Here is a 15,851-nt window from a genome sequence, read left to right on the forward strand (position 1 = left end):
GAAATCCGAGGATCACCGCGTCGGGACCGGCTCCGCGCCCGAATAATCGTAGAAGCCGCGGCCGGTCTTGCGGCCGTACCAGCCGGCTTCGACATATTTGACCAGCAAGGGCGCCGGGCGGAACTTGGGGTCGCCGGTGCCCTCGAACAGCACGCGGGTGATCTCGAGGCAGGTGTCCAGCCCGATGAAGTCGGCCAGGGTCAGCGGCCCCATCGGGTGATTGAGGCCGAGCTGGCAGGCGAGGTCGATGTCGCGGATCGTCGCCACGCCCTCGCCGAGCGCGAAGCACGCTTCGTTGAGCATCGGCATCAGCACGCGGTTGACGATGAAGCCGGGCGCGTCGTTGGCGCGGACCACCTGCTTGCCGAGCGCGGCGGCATAGGTCTCGATCAGATGGACGGTGTCGTCGCTGGTGGCGAGGCCGCGGATGATCTCGATCAGCCCCATGACCGGCACGGGATTGAAGAAATGCACGCCGATGAAGCGCTTGGGATCGGGCGTCGCCTGGGCGAGGCGCGTGATCGGGATCGACGAGGTGTTCGAGGCCAGCACGGCGTGCGCGCCGAGCACCTTGCCGACTTCGGCGAAGATCGCGCGCTTGATCTCCTCGCGCTCGGTTGCTGCTTCGATGATCAGGCCGCATTTGCCCATCGCCGAGGGACCTTCGATCGTCTCGATCCGCGATAGCGTCTGGTCCATCGCCTCGGCAGTGATCTTCTCCTTCGACACGGCGCGCGCGAGTTGCGCGGCGATTCCGGCCTTGCCGGCGTCGGCGCGTTCCTGCGACACGTCGGCGAGCAGCACATGATAACCGGCCTGCGCCGACACTTGCGCGATGCCCGCGCCCATCTGTCCCGCCCCGATCACCCCGACGCTCTGCATGTCACTTCTCCGTGAAATCCGTTGTCTCGCCCCTAGCCGCGCGGGCTGCGTGACGTCCAGCGGCGAGCGTCTGGCGGTGCTGCACCGCCCGGATTAGGTTGCGGCTATGCCGATGCTCCTCCTCGCTGCGCTTGCGGCTGTCACCACGCCCACGCCCCAGCCGGGTGAGATCAAGACTTTCAAGGATTGGGTGGTCGCGTGCGACAACATCTGGTCGTGCGTCGCGGAAACGCAGATGTCGGACAATGAGGATGCGGAAGGCGAGGATGGTCGTCTGGAGGACTATCATCAAATCGACCTGACCCGCACCGGGCGTGCGAATGCGCCGATCGTGATCGAGGTCTCGGTCGAACCCGAAAAGGGTGCTGCTGTTTTGATGGTGGATGGGACGGCAGTGCAATCATTGGGCAGTGCGACGCGGATGGGCGTGTCGGGCGCGTTGACGCCGGCCACGCTCGCGAGGATGGCACAGGGGAGCCGGCTAGAGATCCGCGTCGCAGGTAAGATTGCTGCCAGCGGTTCGCTCGCGGGGTTCAGCGCGGCGATGCGCTATTGCGATGCGGCGCAGCGGCGCGATGGTAGTCCAGACGCGATCATCGCCAGAGGACCGACCGTGCGGTCGATTCAGCCGCCGGCCGCGCCGCGCATTGCAGCCGCTCGAGTGCCGACAATCGAGGTACCGGCGCTCGACGAGGCCACGACTGCAAAGCTCGAGAAGCAGTTCGATTGTGAGTCCGGGCTGACTGGTCGGGGGCGCGCTGAGGCTTATGCTCTGGGTGGCGGGCGAACGTTAATCCTGGTGCCATGCCAGGACGGGCCGTATAACACATGGTCAAGGCCGGTGATTGCGGTTGGCAAGACCTACACCCTCGCGCCGTTCGACCTCGCACCCGAAAATGACGTGCTGGTCGATGGCGGTTTCGACGCCAAGACCGCAAGCTTGACGAGCTTCGAACGGGATCGCGGCGGCGGAGCTTGTGGTCGCGGGCAGGAGTGGGTGTGGGATGGTGCGCGTTTCCGGCTAACCGACATGGATGAGATGCCGGACTGCACCGGATCGAGCGACGCGATGCGGACCTGGACCGCTACGGTCGTTCGTTAGGGCTTACTCGATCCGGCGGCAGTCATAGGCCTTGGTAAGATAGGGGAAGGCGACCCGCTCGCGGCCGGCCAGAGCCGGCGTGTCGGCGATCATCGCGCGGACCTCGGCGACGGCGACGGCGCGGCGGTCCTCGGGCAAAGCGGCAATGAAGCTGGTGGAGAGCGTGCGGCCGACGATCACTTCCTCGGCCGTGCCGGCATGATCGTAGCGCATCACCGTCTCGTGGAGCGGTGTGAAGCCCGGCGCGGGGAAGACGGCGCGCCAGGCCTGAGACTTCTGGCGCGGGGCGTCGTCCTGATAGCGGTCGGTGATCTTGGACAAGCGCCGGACCCAAGGCACGCCTACGTCGCGGACATTCCAGATCAATCCGAGTGCGCCGCCTGGCCGCAGCACGCGGCGGAATTCGGCAACGACCTGTGGCGTCGCGAACCAGTGGAAGGCGGTCGCGCAGATCACCGCATCGACCGAGCCGTCGGGAAGCGGCAGCGCGTCCGCGGTGGCGACCGCGGTCGCCGCACCGGGCAGGGTCGAAGCCAGATGCGCGAGCATCTCGGGCACCGGGTCGGTCGCCACGACGCTCGCGCCGGTGTCGACCAACAGGCGCGTGAAGAGGCCGGTGCCGGCGCCGACCTCGACGACCTTGCTATCCGGTCCGATCGCGAGGCAGTCGCGGAGCCAGTCGAGGACCTCCGCCGGGTAGCCCGGCCGGCTCGCCGCATAGATGTCGGCGCCATCCGCGAACCCGGTCGCGGCGGCGCGGTGGACGCCGTCGCTCATGGCGCCGGGCGCGGTGCCTGGGCTTCGGCGAGGTACAGCGCGAACTGGTCGTCGGGGTCGGTCCATTCGGCGACCGGCGTCCAGCCGCCCGAGCGCAGCAGCAGGCGCGCGTCGCGCGCGCCGTATTTGTGGCTGTTCTCGGTGTGGATCGTCTCGCCCGCGGCGATCTCGAACGGCCGTCCCTCGATCGTGAACAGCACGTCGCGCGTCGCTTCCAGATGCATCTCGATCCGCGCGCGCTCGTCGTTCCAGATCGCGCGATGGCGGAAGGCGTCGACCGGGATCGTGCCGTCGAGCTCGCGGTTGATCCGCTCGAGCAGATTGAGGTTGAACGCGGCGGTCACCCCGGCGGCATCGTCATAGGCGCGTTCGAGCACGGCCGGATCCTTGATCCGGTCCATCCCGATCAGCAGCATCGCGCCTTCGCCGAGCGACGCGCGCATCGCACGGAGCAGGTCGGTCGAGGACAAGGGGATCATGTTGCCGATGGTCGAGCCCGGAAAAAAGCCGAGCTTGGGCGCGGCGCGGACCTGTTCGGGCAAGGCGATGGGTTTGAGGAAATCCGCCTCGACCGGGAAGACCGGCAGCCCGGGAAAGCGCTCCGACAGCGCCCGCGACGACTGGCGCAGGAAATCGCCCGAAATGTCGATCGGCACATAGGCGCTCGGCTCGACCGCCTGGAGCAGGATCGGCGTCTTGGTCGACGATCCCGAGCCGAATTCGACCACTGCTCGACCAGGCCCGACGCGCTTGGCAATGTCGCCGGCGATCGATCGCAGCAGGGCGGTTTCGGTCCGCGTCGGATAATATTCGGGCAATTCGGTGATCGCCTCGAACAATTCGGAACCGCGACGGTCGTAGAACCAGCGCGCCGGGATGGCGCGCGGCCGCCGCGTCAGTCCGTCGATCACATCGGCGCGAAAGGCGGGATCGGCGAAGCTCCGGGTGCCATCCTCGATTTCCTGCTTCAACATAACGTCTCGGCCTTTCCTTCCCGATGAACCGGGTCCAGTTTCGAGCTGCCGTCGGGCAGCGGTGAATTCCCCCAAATCAAACGCATCGCCGACGAAATCCCGACCTCGGCCGACGCGACCGCAACGAAAAAAAGCTAGAGATCCTTCGCCAGCCGCACGCCGGTGAATTGCCAGCGCTGATGGGGGTAGAAGAAGTTGCGGTAGCTCGCCCGAGCATGGCCGCGCGGGGTCGCGCACGACCCGCCGCGCAGGACGAACTGCCCGCTCATGAACTTGCCGTTATATTCGCCGACCGCGCCTTCGGCCGCGCGGAAACCGGGGTAGGGGCGATAGGCGCTGCCGGTCCACTCCCAGACGTCGCCGAAGAACGCCGGCCCGCCCGCCGACGGGCGCGGCTCGACCGGCCCCGCGGCGTCGAGCTGGTTGCCGCCGTCGGGATCGTGGCCGCTCGCGGCCGCTTCCCATTCGGCTTCGGTCGGCAGCCGAGCGCCGGCCCAACCGGCATAGGCATCCGCCGCGAAGAAGCTGACATGCGTGACCGGCGCGGCAGGATCGATCGGCCGCCGCCCGTCGAGCCCGAACCGGGTCCAGGCGCCGTCGCGCTGCTCCCAATAGAGCGGCGCTGTCACGCCTTCGCGTTGCACCCAGGCCCAGCCGTCGGACAGCCAATGGCGCGGGTCGCGATAGCCGCCGTCGGCGATGAACGCGGCCCATTCGCCATTGGTCACCGTGCGGTCGGCGATCGCATGCGGATGCAGCAGGGCGGTGTGCCGCGGTCCTTCGCAATCGAACGCGAAATGCGGGCTGTCGTGGCCGATTTCGACCATCCCGCCGCCATGCTCGATCCAGCCGATCGCATCCGGCATCGCCACCGGTATCTTGCGCGCGCCGGGCCAGATCGCCGGCTCGATCGGGTTTTCGGAAACGAGGTGGAGGATATCGGTCAGCAGCAATTCCTGATGCTGCTCCTCGTGGTGGCAGCCGAGCCGGACCAGGTCGCGCGCCGCCTCGGGCAGATCGGGCAGCGCGGCGATCAGCGCGGCGTCGACCGCGGCGCGATAGGTCAGCACCTCATCGAGGCTCGGGCGCGTCACCATGCCGCGACGCGCGCGGCTGTGGCGGCGCCCCTCGGCCTCGTAATAGCTGTTGAACAGGAAGGGGAAGCGCTCGTCGTGGAGCCGGTAATCGGCCACGAAATCGCGCAGCACGAACGTCTCGAAGAACCAGGTGGTGTGCGCCAGATGCCATTTGGCCGGCGATGTATCCTCCATCGACTGGACCGTCGCGTCGGCGTCGGACAAAGGCGCGATCAGCGCCACGCTGAGCGCGCGAACCGAGCCATAACGAGCGCCAAGCGCTTCCGGCGTGGGGCGGAGGCCTAAACGTGTTCTCATTATGTTCCACTTTCGGTCGTTTCGCCGACGGAGTCAATCGCTCAGATAGGAAATACGAGCCGAAACCCAAGATGGATGATCAGCGAGACGCCCCGGGTACCCAGAGAACGTCGCTGGCGCCCGAATTGTTCAATCGTCGCGCCGCGACGAACAGCCAGTCGGACAGACGGTTGATGTAGGTCAGCGCCTGCGCACTGAGCGCGGTCGCGGCCGCCGCGGCGACGGCGCTGCGCTCGGCCCGGCGGACGATCGCACGGGCGAGATGGAGCTGCGCCGCGCCCGCCACGCCGCCCGGCAAAACGAAGCTGGTCAGCGGCGCCAGATGCTCGTTCATGCCGTCGATCTCCCGCTCGAGCCGTTCGATCTGGTCGAGCGTGACTCGGAGCGTGCCGACGCTTTCGTCGAGCGGGGTGGCGAGATCGGCGCCGAGATCGAACAATTCGTTCTGGATGCGGCGCAGCGCCGTCGCCATGCCAGGATGGTCGATCGCTGCCAGCGCGACGCCGATCGCGCTGTTCGCCTCATCGACATCGCCGATCGCCGCCATCAGCGGGTCGGCCTTGGAAATGCGCCCGCCGCCGACCAGCCCGGTGGTGCCGTCGTCGCCGGTGCGCGTATAGATCTTGTTGAGCTTGACCAACCGTCAGCCGCTCAATGCGGATGGCCGACGAGCAGCAGCAACAGCACCGCGATCAGGATCGCCACCGCCTGGAAGATGATGCGGTACATCATCATCTGGTTCGACCGGATCGAGGTTGCGCTGGGCCCCTCGCCGTTCTTCACGTCGTCGCCGGCGTTCTTGAGGAACAGGACGACGCCGCGGACGAGCGCGACGACGGTCGCGATCATCGCGGCGATCAGCAGCAGGGCGAGGAAAGTGGTCATGGACGATATCTAGGCTTCGCCGCGCGCGAAGCCAATGGGGCGCGGACGAAGGGAGGACCGTCCGCGGGATGATCGGCACGCGACGGGTATTGCGCGCGAACGCGCCGTTCCTCCCCCAAGCGGCCGCGGGTCATCGGATCCAGCGGAAGCGGCGGACCATGGGCTTGCCGTCCTCTCCGACGACCGTCGCGCTTTCGGTCATTTCGCGACCCTCCGGCGATACCGTATAGACCCTGACCGATCCGAGATGGCCGCTTTTGCCCAATGCCATCACCAGGACTCCCGGGATCGGGCTGGTCATCGCGACGCTGTCGGCGTCGGTCTGGTCGCCGGCGATCGGGACGGCCTTGCCGTCGAGCCGCTCGCGCGAGGTCATGCGCCGCGCGCTCCCGTCCTTCGCGGTGATCACGTAAACGGTGTTCCAGACACCCGCCCCGACGTCGGCGAATTCGGCCGTTACGCTGGCGGGACGCGCGTCGACCGGGATCGTCTTCGAGCCGGTGTCGAGCGTCCACCGGCCGAGGATCGGCGATGCCGCCCATTGCGGCGCCGGCGCCGGTGCGGCTGTTGCCGCTGTTGAGACGAGGGCGATCATCGCGAGGGGTATGTTCATCTCTTGTCTCCATCCACATTGCGTTGAAGAAAGGCGCATGTGTCCTCGACGGGCGGTGAGGGCCCGGCTTTCAGGTCATACGCTGCATGGTAAAGCCCCGAGGAGTTACGTGACCGGCGTGCCGAGCGGAGCGCCGGCGAAAAGATGCGCCTGCCATCGGTAGAGATGCCAGGTCGCGAGGAGCTCGATCGCGAGCGCGGCCGCCGGCAGCAGCATGAAGGCCGCGTCGAGAAACAAGATGGTGGTGAACAGGAAGAGCGTGACCGTGGCGGCGCCGTTGACGCGCGCCAGGGTGGCTACGCGGGTCCAATCGCGCTCCAGAATGAACCATGGCATCAGCAAATGCCCCGCGACGATCCCCCAGACCAGGACTGCCAGCGGCGGGGAAAAACCGCGCTTCCAGGGCGTTAGCAGCGAATGGTGTTCGCCGCCTCCGGCGAGCCAGCCGGCCAGCCCGGCATGCCCCGAGGGCAGGAACGGAAAGCCCGACGCCGTCCCCAGCATCAGCAGCGCGGCAAGCGGGAGGAGGCCTAGAGCGACGGCATGGCTGGTCAGCGTGAACCGCCCCTCCTCGTGCTTCGGCATGTCGCGCAATGCGCTCATCAGACAGCCGAGCGCGAAGGCGAGCGGCTTACCGTCGTCGATGGCGACGTCCAGTTCGTTGCGCATCGCCAATGCCCAATCGCGGCGACGGTCGCCGAGGCAGGCTGCCGCCACCGTCACGATGGCACGCGCAAGGGTCGCCGTCATACCGGTACCTCCTTGAATCCCGTCGGGGGCGGATCCCCGGCCATTGTCCGTGCCAGCGCGAGGCCTTGCGCCGTCAGCCGATAGGCGTGCCGCGCGGGCCGTCCGGGTTGCGCCGGTTCGCGCCATTCCGCCTCGACCAGCCCCTGGTCCGTCATGCGCATCAGCAACGGATAGAGCGTCCCGGACAGAAGTCCGGTTTCCTTCATGATGTCATAGCCGTGGCGCCACTCGTGAGGCCTCACCGACAGCGTGTCGAGGAGCTTGAGCATCTGTTTGGAAGGGCGACGAGCGGCAGCCATGCCATAAATACAACATATGTAGATTTAGCAGTCAAGGCTAAATCGTGGCGACGTCGTGCCTGCGTCGCCCGTTCAAAGGCGACGCGATCAGCGATCGAAGCTGAACCCGGCGGGCAGGTCGCCGGCGCGCAACCGATGGGCGAGCGCGGTCCCATCCATCCCTTGCGCCCGCCAATCCGCCAGCGTCGGCGCCCCATGGCGTTTGGCGAGCCGATCGCCTTCGGCATCGAGGATCAGGGCGTGATGGCGGTAGACCGGCTCGGGCAGGTCGAGCACTGCCTGGAGCAAGCGATGCGCATGGGTCGAGGGCATGATGTCGCGGCCGCGCACGACATGGGTGACGCCTTGCGCCGCATCGTCGACGACCACCGCCAGATGATAGCTGGCGGGGCGGTCCTTGCCCTTGAGGACGAGGTCGCCGAGCATCAGCGGCTCGACCGGCGCGGTGCCGGCGAGCTCGTCGGTCCAGGTCAGCGGCCCAGCGCGGCGTGCCGCTTCGCCGGCGTCGAGCCGCCAGGCATAAGCTTCGCGTGCCATCCGTTCTTCGCGTGTCGCCGGATCGATCGCGCGGCAGCTGCCGGGATAGAGCGGGCCGTCGGGGCCGTGCGGCGCGTGGAGACTCGCCGCGACTTCGCGCGCGATTTCGGCGCGGCTGCAGAAACAGGGATAGGCGAGTCCGTCTTCGCGCAGCCGGTCGAGCGCGGCGTCGTACAGCGCCAGCCGCTCGGACTGGACCGACAATTCGTCCCAGCCGAGCCCGAGCCACGCGAGGTCCTCCAGAATGCCCGCGACATGCTCGGGTCGCGAGCGCGTGGCGTCGGTGTCCTCGATCCTCAACAGGAAGCGTCCATCATGCTGGCGGGCGCGGTCGTGCGCCTGGATCGCCGACCAGGCGTGGCCCAAATGCAACCCTCCGGTGGGACTTGGCGCGAAACGGCTGACGATCACCGCGCCGACTCTTGACCGCGAGTCGCGGCCTGTGCTGTCATCATGGCGTCATCCTGATGGGCTTTACGCCCGCCAGGAAAGCGAAGGGGGAAAGCGTGTTTCATCCCGACCTGATGCGACATCCGGACAGTTGCCCCGCGTTGGTGCTGAACGCGGACTATACGCCGCTCAGCTATTACCCGCTCTCCGTCTGGCCGTGGCAGACCGCCGTCAAGGCGGTCTTTTTGGATCGGGTCGACATCGTCGCGCATTACGAGCGCGAAGTGCGCAGCCCGACCCATGCGCTGAAACTGCCCAGCGTCATCGCGCTCAAACAATATGTCCGGCCGAGCCAGTTCCCGGCCTTCACCCGCTTCAACCTGTTCCTGCGCGACCGCTTCCAGTGCCAATATTGCGGCACGCACAAGGATTTGACCTTCGACCACGTCATCCCGCGCGCCTATGGCGGCCGCACGACCTGGGAGAATGTCGCCACCGCCTGCGCGCCGTGCAATTTGCGCAAGGGCGGCCGCACCCCGCGCGAGGCGAAGATGCCACTCCATGTCGAGCCGATCCGGCCGACCAGTTGGCAATTGCAGGAGCACGGGCGGAGTTTCCCGCCCAACCATTTGCACGATACCTGGCATGACTGGCTGTACTGGGACGTGGAGCTGGAGGCGTAAGCTCCTCGCTATCAACCCATCGTCATCCCCGCGAAATCGGGGACCCATCTCCGGAACGAGCCGCGCATCGCCGCGGTCGTGTTCGCCCTGACCGCGCCTCCAATCCAGCCGTCATCCCGGCCTTGTGCCGGGATCCGCCGGGCGGCTAGGTCTTGGACAAGAGGTTCGAGGGTCTTCCCGTGCGGCTCGGCAGACCCCGCACAAGGTCGGGGTGACGTTCGTGGGTGGCGACGGTTCCAGCCCCGATCGTCATGCCGGGCTCGTCCCGGCATCCACCGCGCAGCGCCGGACGGATCGAGCTGCTTGTTCCGCGCTCCGGCACGGTGGGGCACAAGGCCGGGGTGACGGTTGGGAAATTTGATGTACGCCCAATTGTTTCATGCACACGTATGCGCCCTCGTCGGGTGCAATCTTGGAATAAAATGCCATGAGCGGGTCCGATAACGACACTATTGACCCAACCCTCGCTGCAGTGCAGCAAGCGCCCATGGCCGACCTCCCCACCATCGCAAACAATCCCGACGTCCGTTTTCTCGGCAAGCTGTTGGGTGACGTGATCCGTGCTTATGGCGGCGAGGCGCTGTTCAAGCGGACCGAATATATCCGTTCGGCCTCGGTCGATCGTCATCGCGGATTGGGGGGAGAAGTCGATCTCGGGCTCGATCGGCTGACGCTCGACGAGACGCTCGACTTCGTTCGCGGCTTCATGCTGTTCTCGATGCTCGCCAACCTCGCCGAGGATCGCCAGGGCGTCGCCGCCGAGCCCGGTGCGGATGTCGCCGCCGCGCTCGAGCGGTTGGCCCGCGAAGGCATCGGCAAGGACAAGGTCATGCGGCTGCTCGACCACGCTTTGGTCGCACCGGTGCTGACCGCGCACCCGACCGAAGTGCGGCGCAAGTCGATGATCGACCACCGCAACCGGATCGCCCAGTTGATGGCGCTGCGCGACCGCGGGACGAAAACGACGATCGAGGGCGACGATGTCGAACAGGCGATCACCCGCCAGATCGCCTTGCTGTGGCAGACGCGGGTGCTGCGCCGCGAGCGGCTCTACGTCACCGACGAGGTCGAGACCGCGCTGTCCTATCTGCGCGACGTGTTCCTGCCGGTACTGCCCGGCCTCTACCAGCGCTGGGACCGCGCCTTGGGCGAACGCACGCCGAGTTTCCTTCGCCCGGGAAGCTGGATCGGCGGCGATCGCGACGGCAATCCCAATGTGGTCGCGGACTCGCTCACCACCGCGCTGGCGCGGTCGTGCGAGGCGGTCCGCGGTTACTATCTCGACGCGGTCCATGCGCTCGGCGCCGAATTGTCGATCTCGACCGACCATGCCCGGGTCAGCGACGACCTGCTCCAGCTCGCGACCGCGAGCGGCGACGATGCGCCGAGCCGCGACGACGAGCCGTATCGCCGCGCCTTGTCGGGCGTCTATGCCCGGCTCGCCGCGACGTATCGCGCGCTGACCGGCAAGCCCGCGCCGCGCGCGGCCGCGCTCAACGGCGAGCCGTATCCCGACCCGCAGGCGCTGCGCCGCGACCTCGTGACGATCGCGCATGCGCTGGCCGGCGACAAGGAAGGGCCGCTCGCGTCGGGCGGGGCGCTCGGGCGGCTGATCCGCGCGGTCGACACGTTCGGCTTCCACCTCGCCACGCTCGACCTGCGCCAGAACAGTGCGGTGCACGAACGCACCGTCGCCGAATTGCTCAAGGTCGCGGGCGTCGAGCAGGATTATGCCGCGCTCGACGAGCAGGCGCGGGTCGATCTGCTGCGACGAGAGCTCGCCAACGTCCGCCCGCTGGTCAGCCCTTATGCCGCTTATAGCCCCGACACCGCGTCGGAACTCGCGATCCTGCGCGCGGCGGCCGAGGCGCATCGCCGATACGGCCCGGCCTGCATCCGCCAATATATCGTCTCGATGGCGATGTCGGTCAGCGACCTGCTCGAAGTCCATCTGATGCTCAAGGAAGTCGGGCTGTATGTGCCCGGCGACCCGCCGAGCGCGGCGATCATGGCGGTGCCCTTGTTCGAGACGGTCGCCGATCTCGAAGCGGCGCCGGGAATCATGGGCGACTGGTTCGGCCTGCCGGAGATCGCCGGGCTGGCGGTCGGGCGCGGCGTCCAGGAAGTCATGATCGGCTATTCGGATTCGAACAAGGACGGCGGCTATCTGACCTCGACCTGGCAATTGAGCCGTGCCTCGGAAGCGCTCGAGCCGGTGTTCGAGCGCGCCGGCGTCGGCATGCAGCTGTTCCACGGCCGCGGCGGCGCCGTCGGGCGCGGCGGCGGCTCGTCCTTCGCCGCGATCCAGGCGCAGCCGCCGGGATCGGTCCAGGGCCGCATCCGCATCACCGAACAAGGCGAAGTGATCGCCGCCAAATACGGCACGCGCGACGGCGCCACCACCAATCTCGAAGCGATGGCCGCCGCGACGTTGCTCGCCAGCCTCGAGCCGTCCGCCATTTCCGAGGCCGATCGCCAACGATTCGGCGCGGCGATGGACGCGCTGTCGGCGTCGGCGTTCAAGGCCTATCGCTGTCTGGTCTACGAGACCGAGGGCTTCCGCACCTTCTTCCGGCAGATGACGCCGATCGCCGAGATCGCCAATCTCAAGATCGGCAGCCGTCCCGCCAGCCGCAAGAAATCTGACGCGATCGAGGATCTGCGCGCGATCCCCTGGGTGTTCAGCTGGGCGCAGGCGCGGGTCATGCTGCCGGGCTGGTATGGCGTCGGCCAGGCGCTGGCCGGGTTCGAGGACAAGGCGCTGTTGCGCGAAATGGCCGAGGCCTGGCCGTTCTTCGCCGCGACGCTCGACAATATGGAACAGGTCATCGCCAAGTCCGACATGGGCATCGCCGAACGCTATTGCGCTCTGGTCGAGGATCGCGCGCTGGCCGATGCGATCTTCCCGCGCATCCGGGAAGGATGGGAATCGGCGCGCGACGGCCTGCTCGACGCGACCGGCCAATCGCGCCTGCTCGAAAAGCATCCGGGGCTCGACGCCTCGATCCGCCTGCGCCTGCCCTATATCGAGCCGCTCAACCTGCTCCAGATCGAACTGATGAAGCGCCACCGCGCCGGCGAGGACGATCCGCGGATCGGCGAGGGCATCCTGTTGTCGATCAACGCGATCGCGACCGCGCTGCGGAATTCGGGCTAACCGACGAAAATCGCCGGCGAACAGCCGTCTTAACCGGGTACTAACCCTGATTTCGTACCCCGTCGCCCGTGAAGCGGCGGTGGGTTCTCCTCAGATTGCGCGCGCCCGCGGGTCTTGGCCTGTTGGCGATGGTCGCGTCGTGCCTGCCGCAGACCGCCGTGCCGCAGCGCGGCAATGCGCGGCCGATGGCCACCGTCACCATGATCAACCGCCTGGCGCTGGATCTGCCGGCCGATGTCGCCGCCAAACTCCCGGCGCTGGTCGACGCGAATTCGCCGAGCGCCGCGATCGTAGCCGCGCAGCCCTTGTTAGCACTGTCGACGACCCGCAGTCCGGACGACGCCGCCCGCGCGATCGAATGCCTGACCGCCGCGGTCTATTACGAGGCGCGATCGCAATCGGACGACGGACAGCGCGCGGTGGCGCAAGTCGTGCTCAACCGCGTGCGCGATCGCGCTTTCCCCGACAGCGTGTGCGGCGTGGTCTATCAGGGATCGATGCGGCGCACCGGCTGCCAGTTCAGCTTCACTTGCGACGGATCGATGGCGTTCCGTCGCGATCCCGCTTCCTGGGCGCATGCCCGCGACATCGCGGTCGCGGCGCTGTCCGGCCAGGTGTTCGCGCCGATCGGCTCGGCGACCTTTTATCATGCCAATTACGTGCTGCCGTGGTGGGCGTCGAGCATGGACCGCGTCGCGACGGTCGGCGCGCACATCTTCTATCGTTGGCGCGGCGGGCTGGAAGGCGCACTCGCCAACAGCCAGGCCTATTCGGGATTCGAGCCCAGCCTGACCGGCCGCACCACGCCCTGGCCCACCGGTGCCGGCGATGTCGGCGTCGGAATTGCCGCCGGAGGGTATGACAATCGCGAGGTCGTCGCCGGCGTCGTCGTTCATCGCGGCGCCTCGGGCGGGCCGGCGCCGGTCGCCGCCGCCGCGCTGTCGGCGCCGGTGCCCGTCGCGCCACTGCCGATGGGCAAGCACATCCGGGTCGGGGGCACGGTCAACCCGGTCAGCGGCGTCCGCGTCCATCGCGGCGAGAATGTGCCGATCTTCGCCGATGCGTCTGCCGACGTCCCGGCTAAAGATTGATCGCGGCTTCGATCAGGCCGATCGGCCCCATCCCCAACCGTCACCCCAGCGCAAGCTGGGGTCTCAGGCCGCATCGCGCCTTCGCCTGAGATCCCAGCTTGCGCCGGGATGACGGGGAGGATCAGACCGCTGCGCCCTCGAGCTCCAGCAGGAACGCCTTGCCCTCCAGCCCGCCGGCGAAACCGGTCAAGGCCCCGTCGGTGCCGATTACCCGGTGGCACGGCGCGACGATCGAGATCGGGTTCTTGCCGTTGGCGGCCCCCACCGCGCGAAACGCGGTCGGGCGGTCGAGTTCGCGCGCGATCTCGGCATAGGTCCGGGTCTCGCCGAACGGAATGCGCAGCAGCGCCGCCCACACGCTCTTCTGGAAATCGGTGCCGTGGAAATCGAGCGGCAAGTCGAAACGGGTGCGCGTGCCGGCGAAATATTCGCCGATCTGGCGCTTCGTCTCAACCAGCACCGGATGATCGGGCCGCTCGGTCATCGCGCCCAATCGGACGCGATCGGGATCGTCATTCTCCCACAGGATGGCGGCGAGCCCGGCGTCGCTCGCGACGAGCTTCAGGGTGCCGACCGGCGAGGCGTAATGGGCAAAGGCGAAGGTCATGGTTTGGTCCTTGGTAGCTTGGACCAAGGATCTAGGCGCGCCGCCGACCGCCGGCTTCCCGTGCCTTGCGCTCAATGCCAATTCAGCGCCCCACGCCCATGCGCTGCAGCTCGGCATGGCCCTGGAACTGGTGCTTCAGCGCACCCGCGACATGGAGCACGAACAGGACATAGACCAGCTTGGCGATCCATTCATGCGCGTCGCCGAAAACGGTGTGGATCCATTCCTTGGTGTCGGGCGCCATCGCCATGATGAAGCCCAGCCGCGGCCACTCGAACGTGCCGAAGAAATGCATCGGATTGGCGGCCGCGTCCTTCCACGCCGAATCCATCACCCAGCCGGTAATCGGCATCGCGAAGATCGCGAAATAAAGCCCCCAATGGACGATATGCGCGGCAGTCGCTTCCCACGGCCTGTAGCTCGCCGGGAAAGCCGGCGGCTTGTGGCTCAGGCGCCACAACAGGCGCAGGACGGCGAGGCCCAGGATCGTGACGCCGGTCGATTTGTGGACGTCGATCATCGGCCGGACATAGACCGCGATCGCGTCGTTATGGTCGCCGAGCGGCCAGATCCACGCCAGCGCGATATTGCTCAGCACCCCGATCGCGATGATCCAGTGCAGCCAGATCGCTGTTTTCGTGAACCGTTGGCCTTCCACGACGTACTCCTCAACGCATTGGCAATCAGGCTAGTGCGGGTCCGAAACGAACGCTAGGGAATAACCGGCCCCCAACCGAAGTCCTCTTTTTCATGATCCAGCGTACGCCGGCGGACGCGCTCGCCCAGTCCTTTGCCAAACTTTCCCCGCGCCTCAATCCGCGTAGCGTCGGCTGGGGGAGCCGTGCCGTCACGACCCTGGTGTACGTGGCGTTCGTCGCGCTGGTGGTTCAGGCGTTCCTGCGCCAGGGCATCCTGGTCTGGTCGGTGGGGGTGGGGTACATCCTCTACGACACCGCGCTGCTGATCTTCACCGCGCGACAGATCTGGCCGTTGCGCCATGGCGCGACACCGGCGGTGTCCGGTGACGCGCGCGCGACCCTTGCGGTGATCGTCGCCGCCAGGAACGAGGCGGCGGTGCTCGATGTCACGATCGAACGGCTCGCGGCGCAGGAGCGGGCGCCCGACCTGATCCTGATCGCCGACGACGGATCGGACGATGCGACGCCCGAGACGCTGGCGCATTTCGGCCTGGCCCAACCGGAGGTCGGCGCGATCAGCCCGCCGGCGCCCAATTTGCCGTCGCTGCGCTGGCTGCGGCTGCCGCATGGGGGCAAGGCGCGCGCGCTCAACGCCGCCATCCTCCATGTCGACGAGGAGATCGTCGTCACGGTCGATGCCGATACCTTGCTCGAACCCGGCGCGATCGCCGCGATGCGCGACGCCTTCGCCGTCGAGCCCGAATTGGTCGCCGCGACCGGCGTGATCCGGCCGATGTGCGGGCCGAGCCTGTCGGGCCGGCTGTTCGAGTGGTTCCAGACCTATGAATATGTCCGCAACTTCCTTTCGCGTTACGCCTGGGAGCGATTGAACGGACTGCTGCTTGTGTCGGGCGCGTTCGCCGCGTTCCGGACCAAGGCGGTGGTCGAGGTCGGCGGGTTCGATCCCGATTGCCTGGTCGAGGATTACGAACTGATCCACCGCCTGCACCGCGTCGCGCACGATAGCGGCCGTGACTGGCAGGTCCGCGTGGTCGGCGCCGCGCTCGCCTCG

The 15,851-nt window shown here is 67.4% G+C and carries 17 protein-coding genes; 5 read left to right on the forward strand and 12 right to left on the reverse strand.

Features of this window, described 5'->3' with window-relative positions; genetic code table 11:
- Positions 1 to 12: 12 nt before the first annotated feature.
- Positions 13 to 882, reverse strand: coding sequence for a 3-hydroxybutyryl-CoA dehydrogenase (locus ACTHJR_RS02980; RefSeq protein WP_440521590.1), 870 nt, complete (start codon positions 880 to 882; stop codon positions 13 to 15).
- Between the two features lie 106 nt (positions 883 to 988).
- Between ACTHJR_RS02980 and ACTHJR_RS02985 the strand changes: the two genes are divergently transcribed.
- On the forward strand, positions 989 to 1,984 hold the full coding sequence (locus ACTHJR_RS02985) for a DUF1176 domain-containing protein (RefSeq protein ID WP_440521591.1): 996 nt from the start codon (positions 989 to 991) through the stop codon (positions 1,982 to 1,984).
- A 3-nt stretch (positions 1,985 to 1,987) separates the two neighbouring features.
- Here the strand turns inward: ACTHJR_RS02985 and ACTHJR_RS02990 are convergent, their stop codons facing one another.
- The 9 genes from ACTHJR_RS02990 to gluQRS form a co-directional block, all read right to left on the reverse strand.
- A complete protein-coding gene (locus ACTHJR_RS02990; RefSeq protein WP_440521592.1) occupies positions 1,988 to 2,761 on the reverse strand; it encodes a methyltransferase domain-containing protein in 774 nt (257 codons plus the stop codon).
- The gene (gene egtD / locus ACTHJR_RS02995) at positions 2,758 to 3,735 is read right to left on the reverse strand and encodes an L-histidine N(alpha)-methyltransferase (RefSeq protein ID WP_440521593.1); all 978 of its coding nucleotides are present in this window, start codon (positions 3,733 to 3,735) and stop codon (positions 2,758 to 2,760) included. Before egtD ends, ACTHJR_RS02990 begins: the two co-directional genes overlap by 4 nt.
- A gap of 134 nt (positions 3,736 to 3,869) precedes the next feature.
- A complete protein-coding gene (egtB, locus tag ACTHJR_RS03000) occupies positions 3,870 to 5,129 on the reverse strand; it encodes an ergothioneine biosynthesis protein EgtB (RefSeq protein ID WP_440521594.1) in 1,260 nt (419 codons plus the stop codon).
- A gap of 79 nt (positions 5,130 to 5,208) precedes the next feature.
- Positions 5,209 to 5,769 (reverse strand): cob(I)yrinic acid a,c-diamide adenosyltransferase, encoded by a 561-nt coding sequence (locus ACTHJR_RS03005; protein WP_440521595.1) that lies wholly within the window; start codon positions 5,767 to 5,769, stop codon positions 5,209 to 5,211.
- Between the two features lie 11 nt (positions 5,770 to 5,780).
- Positions 5,781 to 6,014 (reverse strand): twin transmembrane helix small protein, encoded by a 234-nt coding sequence (locus ACTHJR_RS03010; RefSeq protein WP_440521597.1) that lies wholly within the window; start codon positions 6,012 to 6,014, stop codon positions 5,781 to 5,783.
- Between the two features lie 130 nt (positions 6,015 to 6,144).
- Complete coding sequence (locus ACTHJR_RS03015) at positions 6,145 to 6,627, reverse strand: hypothetical protein (RefSeq protein ID WP_440521598.1); 483 nt, start codon at positions 6,625 to 6,627, stop codon at positions 6,145 to 6,147.
- Positions 6,628 to 6,732: 105 nt separating this feature from the next.
- Positions 6,733 to 7,377 (reverse strand): hypothetical protein, encoded by a 645-nt coding sequence (locus ACTHJR_RS03020; protein WP_440521599.1) that lies wholly within the window; start codon positions 7,375 to 7,377, stop codon positions 6,733 to 6,735.
- Entirely contained in the window at positions 7,374 to 7,676 is a 303-nt protein-coding gene (locus tag ACTHJR_RS03025; RefSeq protein ID WP_440521600.1) for a PadR family transcriptional regulator, read from the reverse strand. The genes ACTHJR_RS03020 and ACTHJR_RS03025 overlap by 4 nt, the downstream gene beginning before the upstream one ends.
- A gap of 87 nt (positions 7,677 to 7,763) precedes the next feature.
- The gene (gluQRS, locus tag ACTHJR_RS03030; protein WP_440521601.1) at positions 7,764 to 8,624 is read right to left on the reverse strand and encodes a tRNA glutamyl-Q(34) synthetase GluQRS; all 861 of its coding nucleotides are present in this window, start codon (positions 8,622 to 8,624) and stop codon (positions 7,764 to 7,766) included.
- 95 nt (positions 8,625 to 8,719) lie between these two features.
- On the opposite strand from gluQRS, the gene ACTHJR_RS03035 reads away from it, so the two are divergent.
- The 3 genes from ACTHJR_RS03035 (at position 8,720) to ACTHJR_RS03045 (ending at position 13,534) form a co-directional block, all read left to right on the forward strand.
- A complete protein-coding gene (locus ACTHJR_RS03035; RefSeq protein ID WP_440521609.1) occupies positions 8,720 to 9,286 on the forward strand; it encodes an HNH endonuclease in 567 nt (188 codons plus the stop codon).
- A 487-nt stretch (positions 9,287 to 9,773) separates the two neighbouring features.
- Positions 9,774 to 12,443 carry a phosphoenolpyruvate carboxylase gene (gene ppc, locus ACTHJR_RS03040; RefSeq protein WP_440521602.1) on the forward strand — a complete coding sequence of 890 codons (2,670 nt, stop codon included), beginning with the start codon at positions 9,774 to 9,776 and terminating at the stop codon, positions 12,441 to 12,443.
- A gap of 95 nt (positions 12,444 to 12,538) precedes the next feature.
- Positions 12,539 to 13,534 (forward strand): cell wall hydrolase, encoded by a 996-nt coding sequence (locus tag ACTHJR_RS03045; protein WP_440521604.1) that lies wholly within the window; start codon positions 12,539 to 12,541, stop codon positions 13,532 to 13,534.
- A gap of 121 nt (positions 13,535 to 13,655) precedes the next feature.
- On the opposite strand, the gene ACTHJR_RS03050 is transcribed toward ACTHJR_RS03045, so the two are convergent.
- Both ACTHJR_RS03050 and ACTHJR_RS03055 read right to left on the reverse strand, forming a co-directional pair.
- Positions 13,656 to 14,141: a methylated-DNA--[protein]-cysteine S-methyltransferase gene (locus ACTHJR_RS03050; protein ID WP_440521605.1), complete on the reverse strand. Its 486-nt coding sequence runs from the start codon at positions 14,139 to 14,141 to the stop codon at positions 13,656 to 13,658.
- A gap of 82 nt (positions 14,142 to 14,223) precedes the next feature.
- Complete coding sequence (locus ACTHJR_RS03055; protein WP_440521607.1) at positions 14,224 to 14,799, reverse strand: cytochrome b; 576 nt, start codon at positions 14,797 to 14,799, stop codon at positions 14,224 to 14,226.
- A gap of 92 nt (positions 14,800 to 14,891) precedes the next feature.
- Between ACTHJR_RS03055 and ACTHJR_RS03060 the strand changes: the two genes are divergently transcribed.
- Positions 14,892 to 15,851, forward strand: a 960-nt coding sequence (locus ACTHJR_RS03060) for a glycosyltransferase family 2 protein (RefSeq protein WP_440521608.1), incomplete at its 3' end; no start/stop codon positions are given.

The sequence above is a fragment of the Sphingomonas sp. genome, assembly GCF_051962185.1.
In the GTDB taxonomy this organism is placed as follows: domain Bacteria; phylum Pseudomonadota; class Alphaproteobacteria; order Sphingomonadales; family Sphingomonadaceae; genus Sphingomonas.